Source organism: Aeromonas sobria (genome assembly GCF_000820145.1).
GTDB lineage: Bacteria > Pseudomonadota > Gammaproteobacteria > Enterobacterales > Aeromonadaceae > Aeromonas > Aeromonas sobria.
In genome coordinates this window covers 55331-71651 of record NZ_CDBW01000044.1, presented here as the reverse complement: position 1 = coordinate 71651, position 16321 = coordinate 55331, and the positions used below count along the sequence as shown (strand labels likewise).

Annotated in this window: 21 protein-coding genes and 5 tRNA genes; 5 read left to right on the top strand and 21 right to left on the bottom strand. The window is 57.8% G+C overall.

Annotation, left to right across the window (positions count from 1 at the left end; genetic code table 11):
* Nucleotides 1–17: 17 nt before the first annotated feature.
* The 7 genes from BN1135_RS18820 to BN1135_RS18790 form a co-directional block, all read right to left on the bottom strand.
* A tRNA-Val gene (locus tag BN1135_RS18820) sits at nucleotides 18–94 on the bottom strand.
* 53 nt (nucleotides 95–147) lie between these two features.
* Nucleotides 148–224: transfer RNA gene (locus BN1135_RS18815), tRNA-Val, on the bottom strand.
* Nucleotides 225–258: 34 nt separating this feature from the next.
* Nucleotides 259–335: transfer RNA gene (locus BN1135_RS18810), tRNA-Val, on the bottom strand.
* A gap of 18 nt (nucleotides 336–353) precedes the next feature.
* Nucleotides 354–430: transfer RNA gene (locus tag BN1135_RS18805), tRNA-Val, on the bottom strand.
* Nucleotides 431–443: 13 nt separating this feature from the next.
* Nucleotides 444–520 (bottom strand) — tRNA-Val (locus BN1135_RS18800).
* Between the two features lie 173 nt (nucleotides 521–693).
* Nucleotides 694–2073, bottom strand: coding sequence for an MATE family efflux transporter (locus BN1135_RS18795; protein WP_042023785.1), 1380 nt, complete (start codon nucleotides 2071–2073; stop codon nucleotides 694–696).
* Nucleotides 2074–2220: 147 nt separating this feature from the next.
* A complete protein-coding gene (locus BN1135_RS18790; RefSeq protein WP_042023783.1) occupies nucleotides 2221–2427 on the bottom strand; it encodes a YaeP family protein in 207 nt (68 codons plus the stop codon).
* Between the two features lie 132 nt (nucleotides 2428–2559).
* Here BN1135_RS18790 and BN1135_RS18785 point away from each other — a divergent pair, with 132 nt between their 5' ends.
* On the top strand, nucleotides 2560–3177 hold the full coding sequence (locus BN1135_RS18785; RefSeq protein ID WP_042023781.1) for a riboflavin synthase: 618 nt from the start codon (nucleotides 2560–2562) through the stop codon (nucleotides 3175–3177).
* Nucleotides 3178–3362: 185 nt separating this feature from the next.
* Here the strand turns inward: BN1135_RS18785 and BN1135_RS18780 are convergent, their stop codons facing one another.
* The 4 genes from BN1135_RS18780 to BN1135_RS18765 form a co-directional block, all read right to left on the bottom strand.
* Nucleotides 3363–3566, bottom strand: coding sequence for a CPXCG motif-containing cysteine-rich protein (locus BN1135_RS18780; protein WP_042023780.1), 204 nt, complete (start codon nucleotides 3564–3566; stop codon nucleotides 3363–3365).
* 269 nt (nucleotides 3567–3835) lie between these two features.
* Nucleotides 3836–4495, bottom strand: coding sequence for a hexitol phosphatase HxpB (gene hxpB, locus BN1135_RS18775; protein WP_042023778.1), 660 nt, complete (start codon nucleotides 4493–4495; stop codon nucleotides 3836–3838).
* 127 nt (nucleotides 4496–4622) lie between these two features.
* Entirely contained in the window at nucleotides 4623–5801 is a 1179-nt protein-coding gene (purT, locus tag BN1135_RS18770) for a formate-dependent phosphoribosylglycinamide formyltransferase (RefSeq protein ID WP_042023775.1), read from the bottom strand.
* 97 nt (nucleotides 5802–5898) lie between these two features.
* Nucleotides 5899–6789 (bottom strand): DMT family transporter, encoded by an 891-nt coding sequence (locus BN1135_RS18765; RefSeq protein ID WP_042024066.1) that lies wholly within the window; start codon nucleotides 6787–6789, stop codon nucleotides 5899–5901.
* Nucleotides 6790–7014: 225 nt separating this feature from the next.
* Between BN1135_RS18765 and BN1135_RS18760 the strand changes: the two genes are divergently transcribed.
* Complete coding sequence (locus BN1135_RS18760; RefSeq protein WP_042023770.1) at nucleotides 7015–7602, top strand: FMN-dependent NADH-azoreductase; 588 nt, start codon at nucleotides 7015–7017, stop codon at nucleotides 7600–7602.
* Between the two features lie 181 nt (nucleotides 7603–7783).
* Here BN1135_RS18760 and BN1135_RS18755 read toward each other — a convergent pair whose 3' ends face one another.
* The 4 genes from BN1135_RS18755 to BN1135_RS18740 all read right to left on the bottom strand — a co-directional run bounded on the left by BN1135_RS18755 (nucleotide 7784) and on the right by BN1135_RS18740 (nucleotide 10170).
* Complete coding sequence (locus BN1135_RS18755; protein ID WP_042023767.1) at nucleotides 7784–7963, bottom strand: hypothetical protein; 180 nt, start codon at nucleotides 7961–7963, stop codon at nucleotides 7784–7786.
* Between the two features lie 166 nt (nucleotides 7964–8129).
* Nucleotides 8130–8318: a DUF4250 domain-containing protein gene (locus tag BN1135_RS18750; RefSeq protein WP_042023764.1), complete on the bottom strand. Its 189-nt coding sequence runs from the start codon at nucleotides 8316–8318 to the stop codon at nucleotides 8130–8132.
* Between the two features lie 2 nt (nucleotides 8319–8320).
* Nucleotides 8321–8785 (bottom strand): MarR family winged helix-turn-helix transcriptional regulator, encoded by a 465-nt coding sequence (locus BN1135_RS18745; RefSeq protein WP_042023762.1) that lies wholly within the window; start codon nucleotides 8783–8785, stop codon nucleotides 8321–8323.
* A gap of 170 nt (nucleotides 8786–8955) precedes the next feature.
* The gene (locus BN1135_RS18740; protein ID WP_042023758.1) at nucleotides 8956–10170 is read right to left on the bottom strand and encodes a UPF0149 family protein; all 1215 of its coding nucleotides are present in this window, start codon (nucleotides 10168–10170) and stop codon (nucleotides 8956–8958) included.
* A gap of 214 nt (nucleotides 10171–10384) precedes the next feature.
* Between BN1135_RS18740 and BN1135_RS18735 the strand changes: the two genes are divergently transcribed.
* Together BN1135_RS18735 and BN1135_RS18730 are read left to right on the top strand one after the other, a co-directional pair.
* A complete protein-coding gene (locus BN1135_RS18735) occupies nucleotides 10385–11275 on the top strand; it encodes a CvfB family protein (protein ID WP_042024064.1) in 891 nt (296 codons plus the stop codon).
* 1 nt (nucleotide 11276) lies between these two features.
* A complete protein-coding gene (locus BN1135_RS18730; protein WP_042023754.1) occupies nucleotides 11277–11588 on the top strand; it encodes a DUF1289 domain-containing protein in 312 nt (103 codons plus the stop codon).
* A 47-nt stretch (nucleotides 11589–11635) separates the two neighbouring features.
* Here the strand turns inward: BN1135_RS18730 and BN1135_RS18725 are convergent, their stop codons facing one another.
* The 6 genes from BN1135_RS18725 to minC all read right to left on the bottom strand — a co-directional run bounded on the left by BN1135_RS18725 (nucleotide 11636) and on the right by minC (nucleotide 15338).
* Nucleotides 11636–11959: an HI1450 family dsDNA-mimic protein gene (locus tag BN1135_RS18725; RefSeq protein WP_042023751.1), complete on the bottom strand. Its 324-nt coding sequence runs from the start codon at nucleotides 11957–11959 to the stop codon at nucleotides 11636–11638.
* Nucleotides 11960–12225: 266 nt separating this feature from the next.
* Nucleotides 12226–13017, bottom strand: coding sequence for a monofunctional biosynthetic peptidoglycan transglycosylase (mtgA, locus tag BN1135_RS18720; protein WP_042023749.1), 792 nt, complete (start codon nucleotides 13015–13017; stop codon nucleotides 12226–12228).
* Nucleotides 13002–13328: an HI1450 family dsDNA-mimic protein gene (locus BN1135_RS18715; RefSeq protein ID WP_042023748.1), complete on the bottom strand. Its 327-nt coding sequence runs from the start codon at nucleotides 13326–13328 to the stop codon at nucleotides 13002–13004. The genes mtgA and BN1135_RS18715 overlap by 16 nt, the downstream gene beginning before the upstream one ends.
* A gap of 196 nt (nucleotides 13329–13524) precedes the next feature.
* Nucleotides 13525–13791 carry a cell division topological specificity factor MinE gene (gene minE / locus BN1135_RS18710; RefSeq protein ID WP_042023747.1) on the bottom strand — a complete coding sequence of 89 codons (267 nt, stop codon included), beginning with the start codon at nucleotides 13789–13791 and terminating at the stop codon, nucleotides 13525–13527.
* Nucleotides 13792–13793: 2 nt separating this feature from the next.
* The gene (gene minD, locus BN1135_RS18705; RefSeq protein WP_042023745.1) at nucleotides 13794–14606 is read right to left on the bottom strand and encodes a septum site-determining protein MinD; all 813 of its coding nucleotides are present in this window, start codon (nucleotides 14604–14606) and stop codon (nucleotides 13794–13796) included.
* Between the two features lie 18 nt (nucleotides 14607–14624).
* Nucleotides 14625–15338, bottom strand: a complete 714-nt coding sequence (minC, locus tag BN1135_RS18700; RefSeq protein WP_042023743.1) for a septum site-determining protein MinC — start codon at nucleotides 15336–15338, stop codon at nucleotides 14625–14627.
* 107 nt (nucleotides 15339–15445) lie between these two features.
* On the opposite strand from minC, the gene BN1135_RS18695 reads away from it, so the two are divergent.
* Entirely contained in the window at nucleotides 15446–15724 is a 279-nt protein-coding gene (locus BN1135_RS18695) for a YcgL domain-containing protein (protein WP_042023742.1), read from the top strand.
* The last annotated feature ends 597 nt before the right edge of the window (nucleotides 15725–16321 follow it).

Below are 16321 nucleotides of genomic sequence, written 5' to 3'. Positions count from 1 at the left end.
GCGGGCTTTTTAGAATTTGGTGCGTCCTAGTGGATTCGAACCACCGACCCCCACCATGTCAAGGTGATGCTCTAACCAACTGAGCTAAGGACGCAGGGTGCGCAATGCGACTTTTACCGCTTTGCTTTTTACTGCTTTGCAGGGGAGTGGTGGGTTTAATTGGATTCGAACCAACGACCCCTACCATGTCAAGGTAGTGCTCTAACCAACTGAGCTATAAACCCACATCTGGAATATCTGCAAAACGTTCAAACTGAATGGTGCGTCCTAGTGGATTCGAACCACCGACCCCCACCATGTCAAGGTGATGCTCTAACCAACTGAGCTAAGGACGCATAAACAGTGTTCTGTGATGGTGCGTCCTAGTGGATTCGAACCACCGACCCCCACCATGTCAAGGTGGTGCTCTAACCAACTGAGCTAAGGACGCATCACAGATAAAGTGGTGGGTTTAATTGGATTCGAACCAACGACCCCTACCATGTCAAGGTAGTGCTCTAACCAACTGAGCTATAAACCCACTCGATGAACAGAGCAGATGCCCGTTTCATATCACCAGCATTGCTGGTGTGGTCGGCATACTACCCATGCCCCCCAAGGCTGTCAACAAGCCATATGCACAAAGGAGACTGTTTGCCCAGTTCTTGCGCAGCCTGTTGATTTTGCAGGCGAGTTGTCGCTTACCAAGCCCTGTTACTGGGCCCGCGACAAGCTGGTGCAGGCTTCCGGAGTGGCGAAGCGGCCATAGATATGGCGCAATCTCGCCCCCAGCATCAGGGCGGCACTAGTGAGGCCGACGATAAAGCCGATCCAGAAACCTTGTGGTCCCATTCGTGGTACCAGCCAGTCGGTCAGTCCCAGGATCATGCCAGTGGGCAGCCCCAGACCCCAGTAGGCGACGATGGTGACGTAGAAGATCGCCTGGGTATCCTTGTAACCGCGCAGCGCGGCAGCCGCAACCACCTGCACCGAATCGGAGATCTGATAGATGGCGGCGAAGAACAGCAAGATGGCCGCCAGGACGATCACCTGCTGATCATCGGTATAGATGGAGGCGATCTGTTCGCGCAGCAGTATGGTCAGTGCCGCAGTTCCGGTAGCAACAGCTATGCCCAGCATCAGCCCGGTGCGGGCAGCCACTCTGGCGTGATGGGGTTGACCTTCACCTATGCTGTGACCGACCCGGATGGTGACACCCACCCCGATAGAGAGCGGCAGCATAAACACCAGACTGGAGAAGTTCAGGGCAATCTGGTGGCTGGCCACGATTTCAGCGCCGAACGGTGCCAGCATCAGCGCCACCACGGTAAACAGGGTCACTTCGCAGAAGATCGCCATGGCGATGGGAAACCCCAAGCGAAACAGCCGCCAGATCCGGCTGCCATTGGGACGTGCCAGCTGGGAGAACAGACGGATCTTGCTGAAGTGAGGGGAGAGTTTCACATAGAGGATCATCGCCAGCAGCATGGCCCAAAGCACGATGGCCGTCGCCACACCACAACCCACCCCGCCCAGTTTCGGCATGCCGAAGTGGCCGTGAATGAAGATGTAGTTGGCAGGAATATTGACCGCCAACCCGACAAAACCGATCACCATGGTGGGCATGGTGTGGGAGAGCCCCTCGCTAAAGTTGCGCAGCACCTGGAACAGCACAAAGGCAGGCAGACCCCACAAGATGGCGTGCAAGTAGCCGGTGGTCTTGGCGGCCATGACCGGCTCCACATTCATATATTGCAGTGTCATTGGGCTGAAATAGAGGGCGATCATCGCCAGCGGCGTCACCATTAAGGCGAGCCAAAAGCCCTGATGCACCGCCGGGCGGATCTCGTCTCGCTTACGGGCGCCATTGAGCTGGGAGACGATAGGGGTCAGCGCCATGATGATCCCCTGCACCAGCAAGATGATCGGTAACCAGAAGCTGGACGCCACGGAGACGGCTGCCAGATCCACTGCGCTGACCTGACCTGCCATCACGGTGTCGACGAAGTTCATGGCGACCTGAGCCACTTGAGCGACCAGAATGGGGCTGGCTAAACGGACGAGCTGCTTCGCCTCGGACCAATAACGTTGCACTGACACCTCCGAGTGGATCAGATAAGAGTAAAAAAGAGCGGAAATCGGGAAGATCCTTTGCACGTTCGGACGAAGGTGCAAAGGGGGGGATGCATTCTAGCCTGAAATTCATCCAGGACGAAATAGTTGCCGCCCCCGAGGGCAGGATCAGGCGTCTTCGTGATCGCTGATCAGCAGGTTGGCAGCGGCATAGGCGGCTTGTTCACGGAGATCTGCGGGCACCCGCTCGTCGGCGGCAACCGCATTGAGGGCGCGGATGGTGGCGGCAATGGCATTAGGAACATAGCCCTGCTCACCGGAGCCAATCTGGTTATAGGCGATGCGGATCGCTTCGCAACATTGATATACCTGCATTTCTTTTTCCTTGTTAACCCTGATTTGAACGGCGTCACTATAGCGATCGAGCGCAAGCTTGTCAGCCTGTACCCTTGTCTCACCCTCTGCCCGAGGTTAACCTGCCCTTTTTGCCGTAGCAGGAGACGAGAGATGTTCACTGGCATAGTGCAGGGGACCGCCGAACTGGTGGCCATCGAGGAGCAACCCAACTTCCGTACCCATGTGATCCGCATGCCAAGCCCGGCGTGGGGGGAAGGGTTGGCCCTCGGTGCCTCGGTTGCCCACAACGGCTGCTGCTTGACCGTCACCCGGGTCGAGGGGGATCTGGTCAGCTTCGATCTGATGCAGGAGACCCTGCGCCTCACCAACCTTGGCTTGTTGCAGGTAGGGGACAAGGTCAATGTGGAGCGGGCTGCCCGCTTTGGCGACGAGATCGGCGGGCACGCCATGTCCGGCCATATCATCGGCATGGCAGAGGTCACTTCGGTGATTGACACCCCCAACAACCGACAAGTGTGGTATCGCCTTGCCCCCGCGCTGATGAAATATGTGCTGACCAAGGGGTACATCGGTATTGACGGTATCAGTCTGACTATCGGCGAGGTGCGCGAGGGGGAGTTTTGCGTTCACCTGATCCCCGAGACCCTGGCCCGCACCAATCTCGGTTGGGTCAAGGCTGGCTGGCAGACCAATATCGAGATCGATCCCCAGACCCAGGCCATTGTCGATACGGTGGAGCGGGTGCTGGCGTCCCGTGCAGACGCGTAACGCTCACTGCCATTGCGGTTATCACGCAAACAACAAGGGCCTGCACCATGCAGGCCCTTGTTGATTTTTAGGCTTGTTCAATTGCCTCTAACAGCCGCTCGGCTGGTTATGCCCACAACTAAACAGTTGCTCGGCTGACTATGACTCGCAACTAAAACAGTTGCTCGGCTGGTTATGACTCGCAACTAAAACAGTTGCTCGTCGTCGGCATCCACAAACAGTTGCAGGCAGTCGCGGACTTCGTCGCGGTGAAGCCGCAGGTGGATCGGATTGCAACAGGCCATGCAATCCTCATAGAACTCTTGATCACCCTGGCTGGCATCCAGCTCGACCCGGGTATGGTGGCCGCAGTGGGGGCAGACGATGCGCTTGCTGGTGTACTCGATCATGATAACCTCCTCGGGCCTTGGGGCCGCTTATCTACCCTGATTCTAGTCGGGCTGAAGAGAGTTAACCGCGAGCAAACGCACGTTTATGACAGAGATCAAACCAGAGCGATGGCAAGGCCAAACCGGTTGGGCGGGTCGTTCGCGATAGGGGCCATCTGGTTGCGGAACTCGGGTGACAAGAGGGGGGCCAACGGTTGTTTGGCAATCACAGGGGGCTGGATGCCCCCCGCGAGTAGGAGAACTCGTGCGCAACGGGGCGCCGGGAGGCGTTACTTGACCCAGCTGGCCAGCATTTCAGCATTGAGCTCGGCCAGCGAGCTGAGCTGGTAGTTGGCGATGGCAAGGCGTGGGTCGCCGACTAAAGCAGGATCCGGCACGATCAGCGCTGTCATGGAGGCCGCCTTGGCCGCCAGCAGGCCGGTAAAGCTGTCTTCGATGGCCAGACAGTGCACCGGCTCAACCCCCAGCTTCTCGGCCGCATGGATATAGACATCCGGGTGCGGCTTGCCGAAACGCTCGATTTCAGCGGAGTGAACCGCCATAAAGCGATCGCGGATGCCGAGTTTGCCGAGCACCGCCTCTACCATGGCAAACGGGGAGGAGGTCGCCAGACCCACTTTCAGCCCGCGCGCCTCGATCAGGTCGAGTGCCTCCAACACGCCTGCTTTGGCTTGACCTTCGGAGAGGATCAGGGCGTTGACCCGATCCAGAATGCGCTGCACCACCTCTTCCTGGGTCGGGCCGCTCCACGGGCGCAGCCGATACCAGTGGGCGACCAGCTGATCGATGCGCACGCCTATGGTCGATTCACAGTCCTCGACCGTGTGGGGGTGACCCAGCTCTGAGAAGACGGCGATCTGGGCCTGTTGCCAAAAGGGTTCCGAGTCGATCAGAACACCATCCATATCGAAGATCACGGCAGCTAACATCTTGTACTCCTGACAAATTTGAAGAGGGGATTATAAGCCTGACGGGCAAATGCAAAAGGGGCATTGCCATGCCCCTTGCGCCCGATCACATCGGCAAACGTTTGTTTTGCTATGGCAAAAAAAGCCCTTAGAAAACAACCTCTACCTTGGCCGCGACCGCTTTGGCTTGTTCCACCGCATCCGGGCAATCCTGTGCGCGGGCCAGTGCCACGCCCAGACGACGGCGACCGGCGATCTCTGGTTTGCCAAACAGCCGCAGCTGGGCACCCGGCACCAGCGCCAATGCCTCGCCAATCCCCTGATAGCGGATATTCTGGCTGTGCCCTTCGCGCAGCACCACGGCAGAGGCGCTCGGCCCGTACTGGGTGATGGTGCCGACCGGCAGCCCCAGAATGGCGCGCACATGCAGGGCGAACTCGGAGAGATCTTGGGAAATCAGGGTCACCATGCCGGTGTCGTGGGGGCGGGGGGAGACTTCGCTGAACCACACCTCATCGCCTCTGATAAAGAGCTCGACCCCGAACAGACCGTAGCCGCCCAGCGCCTCGACCACCTTGGCGGCTACCTCTTTGGAGCGGGCCAGCGCCAGTTCGCTCATCGCCTGCGGTTGCCAGGATTCGCGATAGTCGCCATCTTCCTGACGGTGGCCGATCGGCTCGCAGAAGTGAATGCCATCGACGGCGCGTACCGTGAGCAGGGTGATTTCGTACTCGAAGGGAACGAACCCTTCGACAATTACCTTGCCACGACCGGCGCGGCCGCCCTCCTGGGCGTAGGTCCAGCTGTCGTCCAGCTTGGCGAGATCGCGCAACACACTCTGCCCCTTGCCGGATGAGCTCATCACAGGTTTCACCACGCAGGGCATACCGATGGCCTCGACCGCGGCGACAAACTCCTCTTTGCTCTGGGCAAAGCGGTAGGGGGAGGTGGGCAGCCCCAGGGTCTCGGCGGCGAGGCGGCGGATCCCTTCCCGGTTCATGGTGAGCTGGGTAGCGCGGGCGTTGGGCACTACCTTGACCCCTTCTCGCTCAAGGGCGGCCAGGGTATCGGTGGCGATCGCTTCAATCTCGGGGATGATAAGGTCGGGTTTGACCTCGGCAACCAGCTCGCGCAGGGCGTTGCCATCGAGCATGTCCAGCACGTGGGCTTTGTGCGCCACCTGCATGGCGGGGGCATTGGGGTAGCGGTCGGCGGCGATCACTTCGATCCCGAACCGTTGCAACTCGATGGCGACCTCCTTGCCAAGTTCGCCGGAGCCCAGCAGCAGGGCACGGGTGGCGCCGGGGCGGGTTGCGGTTCCAAACATACGATCTCTCCTGATGTCGATGGTCACTGTTGATGGCCGCTATTGCACACGTGATTGCGGGAATAGCGGACAAAAAAAGAGGCACGCATGGCGTACCTCAGGAAACCGGTTTGTGAGCGCGCTGCTCCAGATGGGTCAGCAAGGTAATGGCGCCAATGATGATGGCGGCGCCCAGCCACAGACGGCCGGGGGGCGCCCAGCCAAATACCAGCCAGCCCGCCAGCACGTTCATCGGCAGCTTGGCAAAATCGAAAGGCTGCACGAAGGAGGCCTCCGCCACGCTGTAAGCGCGCGCGATGGACATCTGGGCCAGCGCCGTCAGCACGCCGGAGGCTGCCACCAGCAGCCATTGGCTCTCGCTCGGCCACTGCCATTCCGGCAGGGCCAGCATGACGTTGAATGGGGTACTGAAGATCAGCAGGTAGACCACTATGGTGTGGGATGATTCATTGGCCGCCTGATAGCGCACCATCAGGGAGTAACCGGCCCAGAACAGCGCCGCCGCTACCGGCAACAGGGAGGCCCAGTTGAACTCGTCGGTCCAGGGGGCGAGGATCACCATGGCGCCGGCAAAGCCCGCCAGAGTGGCCAGAATGCGGGCGCGGCTCACCTGCTCCTTGAGCAGCAGGGCAGAGCCCAAGGTGGCAAACAGCGGTGAGGTCATCAGCAGGGCGATCCCCTGCCAGATGGGGACGGGGAACGCCAGTGCCCACAGCCAGAGCTGGATGCCGATCACCGCCAGCAGCACCCGCAACAGGTGCAACCGGAACTGATTGGTCATCAGGGATTGGCGCAAGCCATGACGAACCAGCCAGGGCAACAGGCAGATCAGGGCGATCAGGTATTGATGGAATGCGACCTGGGTAGAGGCAAGGCCGAGTTTGAAGCTGACATACTGGCTCAGGCTGTTGACGGCGGCGAAGCAGAGTCCTGCCACCATCATCCAGACTGCACCGGCCAGAGGAGAGTGCCTGCGCGAGGGTACCATGGGATCCGGATCGCTGGAAAAAGTGCGGCGGATCATAACGGCAATCGTTTGTTCTGCCAAGGGTTGAAGCGCGGTCGCGGGGCTGGCTGGCGAGGAAGTGGCCTTGCATCAAAAATTTTGAATAAGTTGAGCATCTATTTTCGCTATCAGCAAATAAGCACAATGTTTAGAGTGACCTCCATCGACAGCCAAGCTGTTCAACCGACAACCAAATGGAGTTTCACCATGGCCAATATCCTCGTACTCAAATCCAGCATCCTGGGTCAATATTCCCAATCCAACGCCCTGATCGACGGTTTCCTCACCCAGCATCAGAGCGATACCGTGACCGTGCGGGATCTGGCCGCCCTCAACCTGCCGGTGCTGGATGGCGAGCTGGCCTCCGGCCTGCGCGGTGGTGATAACCTCAATGAGCGTCAACTGGCGGTGATCGCCCAGTCCGACGAGCTGATCGCCGAACTGAAAGCGAGCGATCTGGTGGTGATTGCGGCCCCTATGTACAACTTCAACATCCCGACCCAGCTGAAAAACTGGATCGATCTGGTGGCTCGCGCCGGTGTTACCTTCCGTTATACCGAGACCGGTCCGGTCGGCATGGTTGAGCACACCCGCGCGCTGGTGATCAGCCCCCGCGGCGGCATGCACGTTGGCAGCGCCACCGATCTGGTGACTCCTTACATGCGTACCGTGTTGGGCTTTATTGGCATCAAGGAGGTGGATTTCATCTACGCCGAGGGGATGGGGATGGGCCCGGATGCCCAGAGCAAGGGGATGGAAGCGGCCAAGGCGCAGCTGGAAACCCTGGCTATCTAAGGGTTCTCTATCGAGCCAGGGGCTTTCTCTTCAGGGTTTGCCCCACCAGATACCACAACGCAGCCATCAGGCTGCGTTTGTTTTTTGGCTCGACGTTATTGCGATAGACGTTACTGCTATAGACGTTACTGCTATAGAGAGTATCGCGGCAAGCGGGCCATACAGCAGCATTGGCGAGTCACTACTCCATCATAAAGCGGCGACAACCGCGCACCAGCAACAGCGCCACCGCGACCAGCAGGCCAAGCAAGAGGGTGGTCAGCCACTGTTCGGTACTTTGCGGCAACTGGGGCGTGAAGAGACTGATCATCAACAGGGCGCAGAGCGTGATCAACAGGCTCTGGCGGGTCATCAATATCATGGGGTCATCCTTGCGTTGTTCACCTGAAATCAATCTAGCGCCCTCTTGTGACAGAGTGATGTATCCGTACATCACCTCTTGTTCGGGGCTTGTCAGACCATATCAGTTTTTTACCGCAGAGCCAGCGCCATGGTTGGCGCTGTGATCCCGATCCCGCAACCTGCCCTTATCTGAACTGTTTCTGCGTTGGCTGGTAGTGAAAATCGCCACTGGCGAGCCGTGCTTCCAGCGCAGCCTGATCGATCTCCTGCGCCTTGCAGAGATCATCCAGATCGTCATAGCGATCACGCAGCTGCATATTGACCAAGCTCAGCAGCATGTTGACGTCCATGGTGGCGAACTTTTTCAAATCCATGATTACTTCTCCCGATCCAGCGATTGCAGCTGCTCGATGGCGGCGCTGACGCTGTGCAGATGCTGGCGGATCGCCTCGCGGGATTCGCTCGGCAGATAGTCGGTCAGGGTATGTTGCCAGCTACCGGCTTCGCTCTTGAGCTGCAGGAAGAGGGCGAGACCGGCGTTGGTGAGGGAGACCAGACTGATCCGTTTATCCTGCGCGCTGCTCTCGGTGAAGATGATCCCTTTTTCGACCAGCCGGCGGATCTCGCGGGAGATCCGCACCTTGTCCATGCCGCTCGCCTCGACCAGCTCTTTCTGGCTGATGGGGTAGTTGGGGCCAAGCACCATCATCAGGCGCCACTGCGGTACGGTCAGCTGGTAACGCTGTTCATAAAACTGTTCGAAGGTATCCCGTAGCATCTCGGCGGCATGAACCAACTGATAGGGCGGGTAGTGAGCGAGTAACGCTATGATTTTTGACATATTACACCCTGCTGTGACGGCTGCATCAGATGCAGTTTCTTTTGATACTTTGACATTGATGATACGAAACTCAAGCTGATTTGTCTGACCCGGTTGCGATGAAATGTGCGGTGGCGCACGCCATCAAGGAAAAACCGGGTCTGACCGGCGGGTTTTTAAGCCATCACTGTTCAGCCTTTGCGCAACCAAATCAGGGCACTCTGGGTGAGCCAGGCCTCACGGGTGTGCAGGGTGTAGAGCGCGGCCTCGTCGCGGCTGCCCGCGTGCCAGCTTTCGGGATCCTGTTTGGGTAGCTTGCGTTGGCCCAGCAGGCAGGCAGGAATGTGTGGATTCGCCTCGATGGCCGCCAGCAGATGGGGCTTGGCCGCTTCGGCTCCTTCGGTGGCAAAGACCATCAGCGCCTTGTTGTAGAGCAGCCAGCTGGAGGCTTCATCGAAGCGTACCAGCAGGGCGGCCAGTGCCAGCCAATCCCCTTGCAATGCGTAAAGGGAGGATAGGTTGTAGCGACAGCCCAGCTCATCGGCCACACAAAGGGCCAGCAGATCCAGATACTCCGCTTTGGCTTCACCCAGTTTGCCAAGGCGCAGCAGGCAGTCGGCGCGTCCGGCGCGGGCCGCCAGCAGAGGGCGCAGCTCGGGGGCACTCCAGCCGTGGCCAGCATTCTGCTGCCAGAAGGCCTGGTCAAACAGCGGCGTAGCATCGGCGATGATCTTCTCGAACCAGCCAAGGCGGGTTTGATGGTCCCGGCAACGGTCGGCCAGTTCGAACCATTGCTGCCACTGCTGGGCCTGCTCGCTGCTCATCGCCACAGTAGTGCCGGGGGCTGGCTGATATTGGTCGATATTAAGTAATTGATTAAGCGTGTTTTTCATATTCTGACGCTGGCGTTTGCAAAACTCGACAAAGGGGAGCTCGCTGGCGGCAGCGCTATAGAGCATCTGGGCCATGGGTTTATCACGAAACAGACAGAGCTCGGCGGCCAGGCTGAATCGGTATTGGGTCGTCAGGTCGTTCAAATCCTTCGGCTTGGGCCAGGTGGCAAATCCCTGGCTGAAACCGTAGCACCACTGACCGAGGGGATGGCTCTGCTCAAACACCTGCTCCGGGTTGTCGCTGGGCAGGCGGCACTGGCTGGGCAGGGCCAGCTGGGCGTCATCAGCCTGGGCTTCCAGCTCGGCGATGAGGTGGCCGAGCGCCTCGGCACTTTTTTCATCCAGCTCGGCATCCTGTTCCAGCAAGCCAATCAGCGGATGTTGCCAGTCAGGGCTATGTGGCCCCACCAGACGGGCACAAAGAAAACCGTGCAGGGCCGGGTAGGTCATGTCCTGATCGCTATGGCTCTGGATCCATTGATTAAGCTGGCGGGTGCGAGTGGATGGGGTCATCGACAGTTCCTCTGAATTTGAACAGCCGCGAAGTCTACCTAAAAATGGGGTTATTTACAGTAAATGGGCACCTGGTTGGCGATTAAATCACCACAAATGGCTGGCGTCGCGACGAAAAGGAGTGGATGCAGTGGCTGGGGGACTAGGCCAGATCACCGCTCTTGAGGTAACATGCGCGCCCATAGGGGCCATGTTCAATTGGTCCATCCGGGTAATGAAAAAAGAGAGCTCCATGATGCAGATTGGCAAGATGAACACCCTCACCGTCGTTGAACTTGAAGACCGTGGTGCCTGGCTGGCAGCCGGTGAGTACGGTGAACTGCTGCTGCCTAAACGCCAATTGCCAGAAGGGATCAAAGCAGAGGATAGCGTACAGGTATTTCTCTATCTGGATGCCGATTGTGAACCTGTGATCACCACTGACAAGCCGTTTGCCATGGTGGACGAATTTGCTGGCCTGAAGGTGGTCAATGCCAACAAGATCGGCGCTTTCCTCGACTGGGGCATGAAAAAGGATCTGTTCGTGCCCAGCCGCGAGCAGAACAAACCGATGCAGGTGGGGCATGTCTATCTGGTGCGTCTGCAGCTTGATAACGAAGGGCGCATGGTGGGCACCAGCCGTATCGAGCGCTTTTTGACCCCTGCGGATCACGCGTTCAAGGTCGGTGACGAAGTGAGCGCACTGCCGGGCGAGCATTCGCCTCTGGGCATCAAGGTGATCGTCAACGGTCAATATCCCGGCATGCTGTTCAAGAATGAAGTGTTTGGCCGGGTGATGACCGGTCGCCCGCAAACCGCCTGGGTCAAGCAGGTGCGCGAAGATGGCAAGCTGGATCTGACCCTGCAAAAGCCGGGTCTGGCCCGGCTGGATGATGCTGGTGAGCGTATTCTGATCCGGATGAAAAAGCAGGGCGGCAGTCTGGCGGTGGGTGACAAGAGCGAGCCAGAACTCATCTACAAGCTGCTGGGCATCAGCAAGGGCACCTTCAAGAAGGCGATCGGCGGCCTCTACAAGCAGGGCAAGATTGTCATCGAAGATAACGCCATCACCCTCACCGACGCGGGTGCAGCGCAAGCAGGCGAACAGGCTCAGGACAGCGAATAAGATGCCAAGCCCCTGTGTCGGTCTGTGCAAAGCCAAAGATGGGCTCTGTCTGGGGTGCGGTCGGACCCTGACCGAGATCGGCCACTGGTCGGCAATGGATAGCAAGGCCCAGTTGGCAGTGATGGCCGAGCTGGATGGCTCGAAAAGCACCCACCGCTGCCCGGGTTGTGGCGAACCGGCCTATTGCGCCGTCTCTGCCGGTCAGACTATCGAGCAGTGCTGGTGTAGCCACTTGTCAGCCCTGCCGATCAACGAAGCCAGCACCTGCTGGTGCCGTCGCTGCCTGGCCAAGGCTATTGCCGCTCAGTCCTGAGCGGGATAGGGCAATCTGAAACGAGAAAGGCGCCCGGGGCGCCTTTCTTATGGTTGCTGCTGGCGATGCCAGCGCACATGCACCTCATCTTCGGTTTGCAGACGGGGCAGCAGGAAGGTGGCGAAGATCACCTCAAACTCATCCTGATGATCCAGCAAACCAACCCATACTTCGACCCAGCGCTCCATATCGACCGGCTCACCGAGATCTGCAGACCAGTCGGCATTGGGCAGGGTCGCTTCCACGGCGCCACGCTGCTCAAACTCCAGGGTGATATCGACTATTTGCTCAGGGGCCAGCATATCGGCGGCCTGCTCCAGAAACAGATCATAGGCCCATTCGACCAGCTGATCCGGGGTACGTTGTTCCATGAAATCACTCCAGATACATCGGGGTGCGCTACTGTAGCAATTATTGGCGATGGCAGCCAGACCAGTGCGTCAGCCTGTCAAAGTCGCTGTGGTCGGCGTATGGTTACTACTCGGTTCAGCGAAGGGGGCGAGGGGATGAAACAGCGGGTGCGGCGGCAGCAGATCAAACGGCGTAGGGAGACCTGGTGGTGGCACTATCTGCCCCTCCACAGAGGGATGGTGGGAGGGCATTTGGGCCCACCAGGACGATCCGATGAGTCTGACGATTAATCGGCCTGATGCACCCGATTGAGGGTGATCTGGCCCAGCTGCCCCATCTGGCGGCGGATCCAGACCGAGCGCTTCTGCACATAGGGTGAAGGGGGCTTGATCCGATAGCGCCACGGATTGGGCAGTACCGCCGCCAGCAGCGATGATTCGTAACGGGTCAAGCGGCTGGCCGGTTTGCCAAAATAGGTGCGGGCGGCGGCTTCGGCGCCATAGATGCCGGGGCCGAACTCGACGATATTGAGATAGACCTCCAGAATACGGGCCTTGTCCCAGCCCAGCTCCATCAACAGGGTAAACCAGGCCTCCAGCCCCTTGCGCAGGAAGCTGCGATCACTCCACATAAAGAGATTTTTTGCCGTTTGCTGGCTGAGGGTGCTGGCACCGCGTACCCGTTCGCTGCGCTGGTTATGTTTGAATGCGGCGCTGATGGCATTCATATCAAAGCCGTTATGGTCGGCAAAACGCTGATCTTCTGCGGCGATCACCGCCAGCTGCAGCTCTTTGGATATGGACGCCAGATCGACCCACTCATGGCGAACCTGGGTGATTTTGGCGGGCGGAAACATTGCCCGCTCGATACGCCAGCTCCACATCGGTGGATCGATAAAGCGCAGCAAGGCGACCGAACCAACCGAGCAGAGCAGCCCGGTCAGCGCGATTTTGCCTGCCCACCTCAGCACCCGACGACCAAGCGATGCAGATGAGCGCACGGGGGCCACGGCGTCAGGAGCTGACCCCCACTGATAGTGGCTGGGATCATCAGGATCCGGAATTATTGGGGCAGCCATTCGATGTGGCAGAACTTTTCATCAACACGGCGGGAGAGCAGCATGCGGGCAAACAGGTGCTCGTACTCTTGTTCTTCATTGCCAAGGCCGATCCAGATCTCGGCATAGTCGGTATCGCTCACCGCAAAACCCACATCTGCTTCCCAGTCATCTGCCGGGTCTGTTTCAGCCAGAAGGCCGCGGTCGTTGAACTCCTGATTAAAACGGGCGATCTCCTGCTCAGGCAGATTATCGGAGGCCAGCTCCATAAAAAGTTCGAGAGCGGTATCGAGCAGCTCTTCGACGCTGTGCATTTCGTCATTCAAAGACATAAGCGGTCGGTTCCAAAAAAGAGAAGAAGGTGCCTGCACTGACCCATGCCAGTGAGGGGCGGCGCTATTCTAGCGATCACTGGCCACCTTGGCGAGACGAGGTGAATCGCTGTGGCAGTTTGAGCAAATAAAAAACCGGATCCTGGTTAAGGATCCGGTCTTTATTGGGGAACTGGATTACGCATAGGGCGTCAGCTTATCCCTTTTTGTCATCAGCGAAGGTGATATTAAGCTCCAGCACTGACAGCTCATCACTCTTCTGATCCAGTTGGACGGTGATCTTCTCCGGATCAATGTTGACGTATTTACGAATGACATCAAGAATGTCCTGCTTGAGCTGGGGCAGGTAATCCGGCCCCCCTCTGGATGAACGCTCGTGAGCAACAATGATCTGCAACCGCTCTTTGGCCATCTGTGCGGTATTCGGTTTCTTGCTGGAACGAAAATAATCCAATAATGACATGATTAACTCCCGAACAGTCGGCTAAAGAAGCCCTTCTTTTCTTCTTCCAGAAAACGAAATTCTTTGGCATCACCCAGCAAACGGGAAACCGCATCTTCGTATGCCTTGCCTGCGTCAGATTCCTTGTCCAGGATGACAGGCTCGCCAGAGTTGGAGGCACGCAGTACCGCCTGGGACTCGGGGATCACCCCAAGTAACGGGATCGCCAGGATCTCCTGCACATCCTGCACGCTCAGCATATCACCACGGTTAACGCGGGTCGGGCAGTAACGGGTCAGCAGCAGGTGCTCCTTGATGGGATCCTCGCCACGTTCGGCGCGACGGGACTTGGAGGCCAGGATGCCAAGGATGCGGTCCGAGTCACGCACGGAAGAGACTTCCGGGTTGGTGGTAACGATCGCTTCGTCGGCAAAATAGAGCGCCATCAGCGCACCTGCCTCGATCCCTGCCGGGGAGTCACAGACGATGTAATCGAACTTCATCTCGGCCAGTTGATCCAGGATCTTTTCAACCCCCTCACGGGTGAGGGCATCTTTATCACGGGTCTGGGAGGCGGGCAGGATAAACAGATTTTCTGAGCGTTTATCCTTGATCAATGCCTGATTGAGGTTTGCTTCCCCATTGATGACATTGACAAAGTCATACACCACGCGCCGTTCGCAGCCCATGATGAGATCCAGATTTCTCAGACCGATGTCAAAATCAATGACCACAGTCTTGTGACCGCGCTGTGCTAAACCGGTGCTCAGGGCCGCACTGGTTGTGGTCTTGCCAACGCCACCTTTACCCGATGTAACGACTATGATTCGCGCCATTCTCGCTTCCTTGTAACTCTATTTGATACGGTCTATTCGGAGTTGTTCGTTGTCCAGCCGGACGTGTACCGGTTGCTGGATCAGGCCTGCTGGCAGTGCATCGCTCAACTGGAACGTGCCTGCGATGGAAAGCAGCTCGGCCTGTAATTGCTGGCAATAGATCCGGGCCTGGGCGTTGCCCCGGGCACCGGCAATGGCTCTGCCACGCAGGGTGCCATAAATATGAATGCTGTCATCGGCGAGCACTTCCGCGCCCGGACTGACGGAGCCGAGCACTACCAGCGAGCTGCCAGCTGCATAAATCTGCTGGCCGGAACGCACCGGCCCCACATGTACCTTGGTCGGGATCACGGGGGTAGGCTCTGGCTCGGGTATTACCACGGGTGCAGCCGGTGCCAGTGTCGGTTCGGATTCGCTGCTGCGACTTTTTCCCGAGGCCATGACTGCCAGCCCAACCGCCTTGGCGGCGGTCTTCATCTCTTCTGTGCGCGCCCCTGTGATACCGACCAGCACAAACTCCTCAGACTCCACCAGCTCCTTGAGCTGTTCGAAATCGGGGATCTGTTCCAGCCGGGAAACATTGACCACCAGTGGCGCACAATTAAAAAAGTAGGGTGCCTGAGCCACTTTTTCGGCCAACAACTGACGGATCCGCTCAGGCTCGCCATCGCTGATATGCAACACAGAAATAGTGAAGGTGGTCCCTTTCAATTCGTTATCGCGATCAACCATGAATCTTCCCCGAGGCAGAGATGCTAATCCGTTATTGTTATTCAATTCCTGATGTTATAGTTTGCCCCCATCAGAGGCAATAAACTCGTCGGATTATATCAACTTCCATGTTATGTGCAGTCTATAAAAGTCGCAAAAAAGCCGAGACCTACCTTTTTGTTGAAAGAAGAGAGGATTTCTCCCGCGTTCCAGAACCATTATTGACCGCATTCGGGCGTCCCGAGCTGGTCTTGATGAGCAAGTTGGACCCGAGCAAGCCCTTGGGTATGGCCGATGTCAGCAAGGTGATGACCGCACTGACCACTCAGGGGTTCTACCTGCAGGTGCCACCTCCTCCCGAGAATTTGCTGGAACAGCATAAATCCCATTTGAAAAAGTCATTCTGATAAATTATCTCCGCTGCGCTGAGAACAGTGCCGTGGGTTTAATTTTTTAAGGTGTGCCAGGCGCTCTTTCAGCAATATTGGGGGGCCTGATAATCAATGTCTGCCAGCCCAGATGAACAATTTTTCCCACTTTGCCGATGCTGTGGCTGTTTTTTAAAACCAGCCTCAATTTATCCTGCACCAATAATCGCCTTAGCCATCCTCTCATATGAGCGAGGCGTCTGAGGTATGAACTGCGTTCTTGACCCGCTAATACCGAGCTGACTAGCCGAAAGCGTAATCACGAAAGCATTCTCAACCACATTGATGACATATTCGGGCAGGACATGCATGCCAAATGTGTATTGTCGCTCGCCAACGCCACCCTCGGGGTTATCGAGCCCGCGTTTTTGACCGCAAGTCGTGCGCGGCCGAGCAGGTGGCGTGCTGCCAGCCCCATCACTGGATGGCGGTTTGGAAGCGTTATCAGTGTGTTGGTTGAGGCGGTTCGCCAATTCGGTAATTGTTTTTTGGTCATGCCAACGAGCATGCAACACGGGCGGGATCATGCAACAGGTAAGCGGGGATCAAGAGATGCCCGTCTCTTTTTTCCTGTCA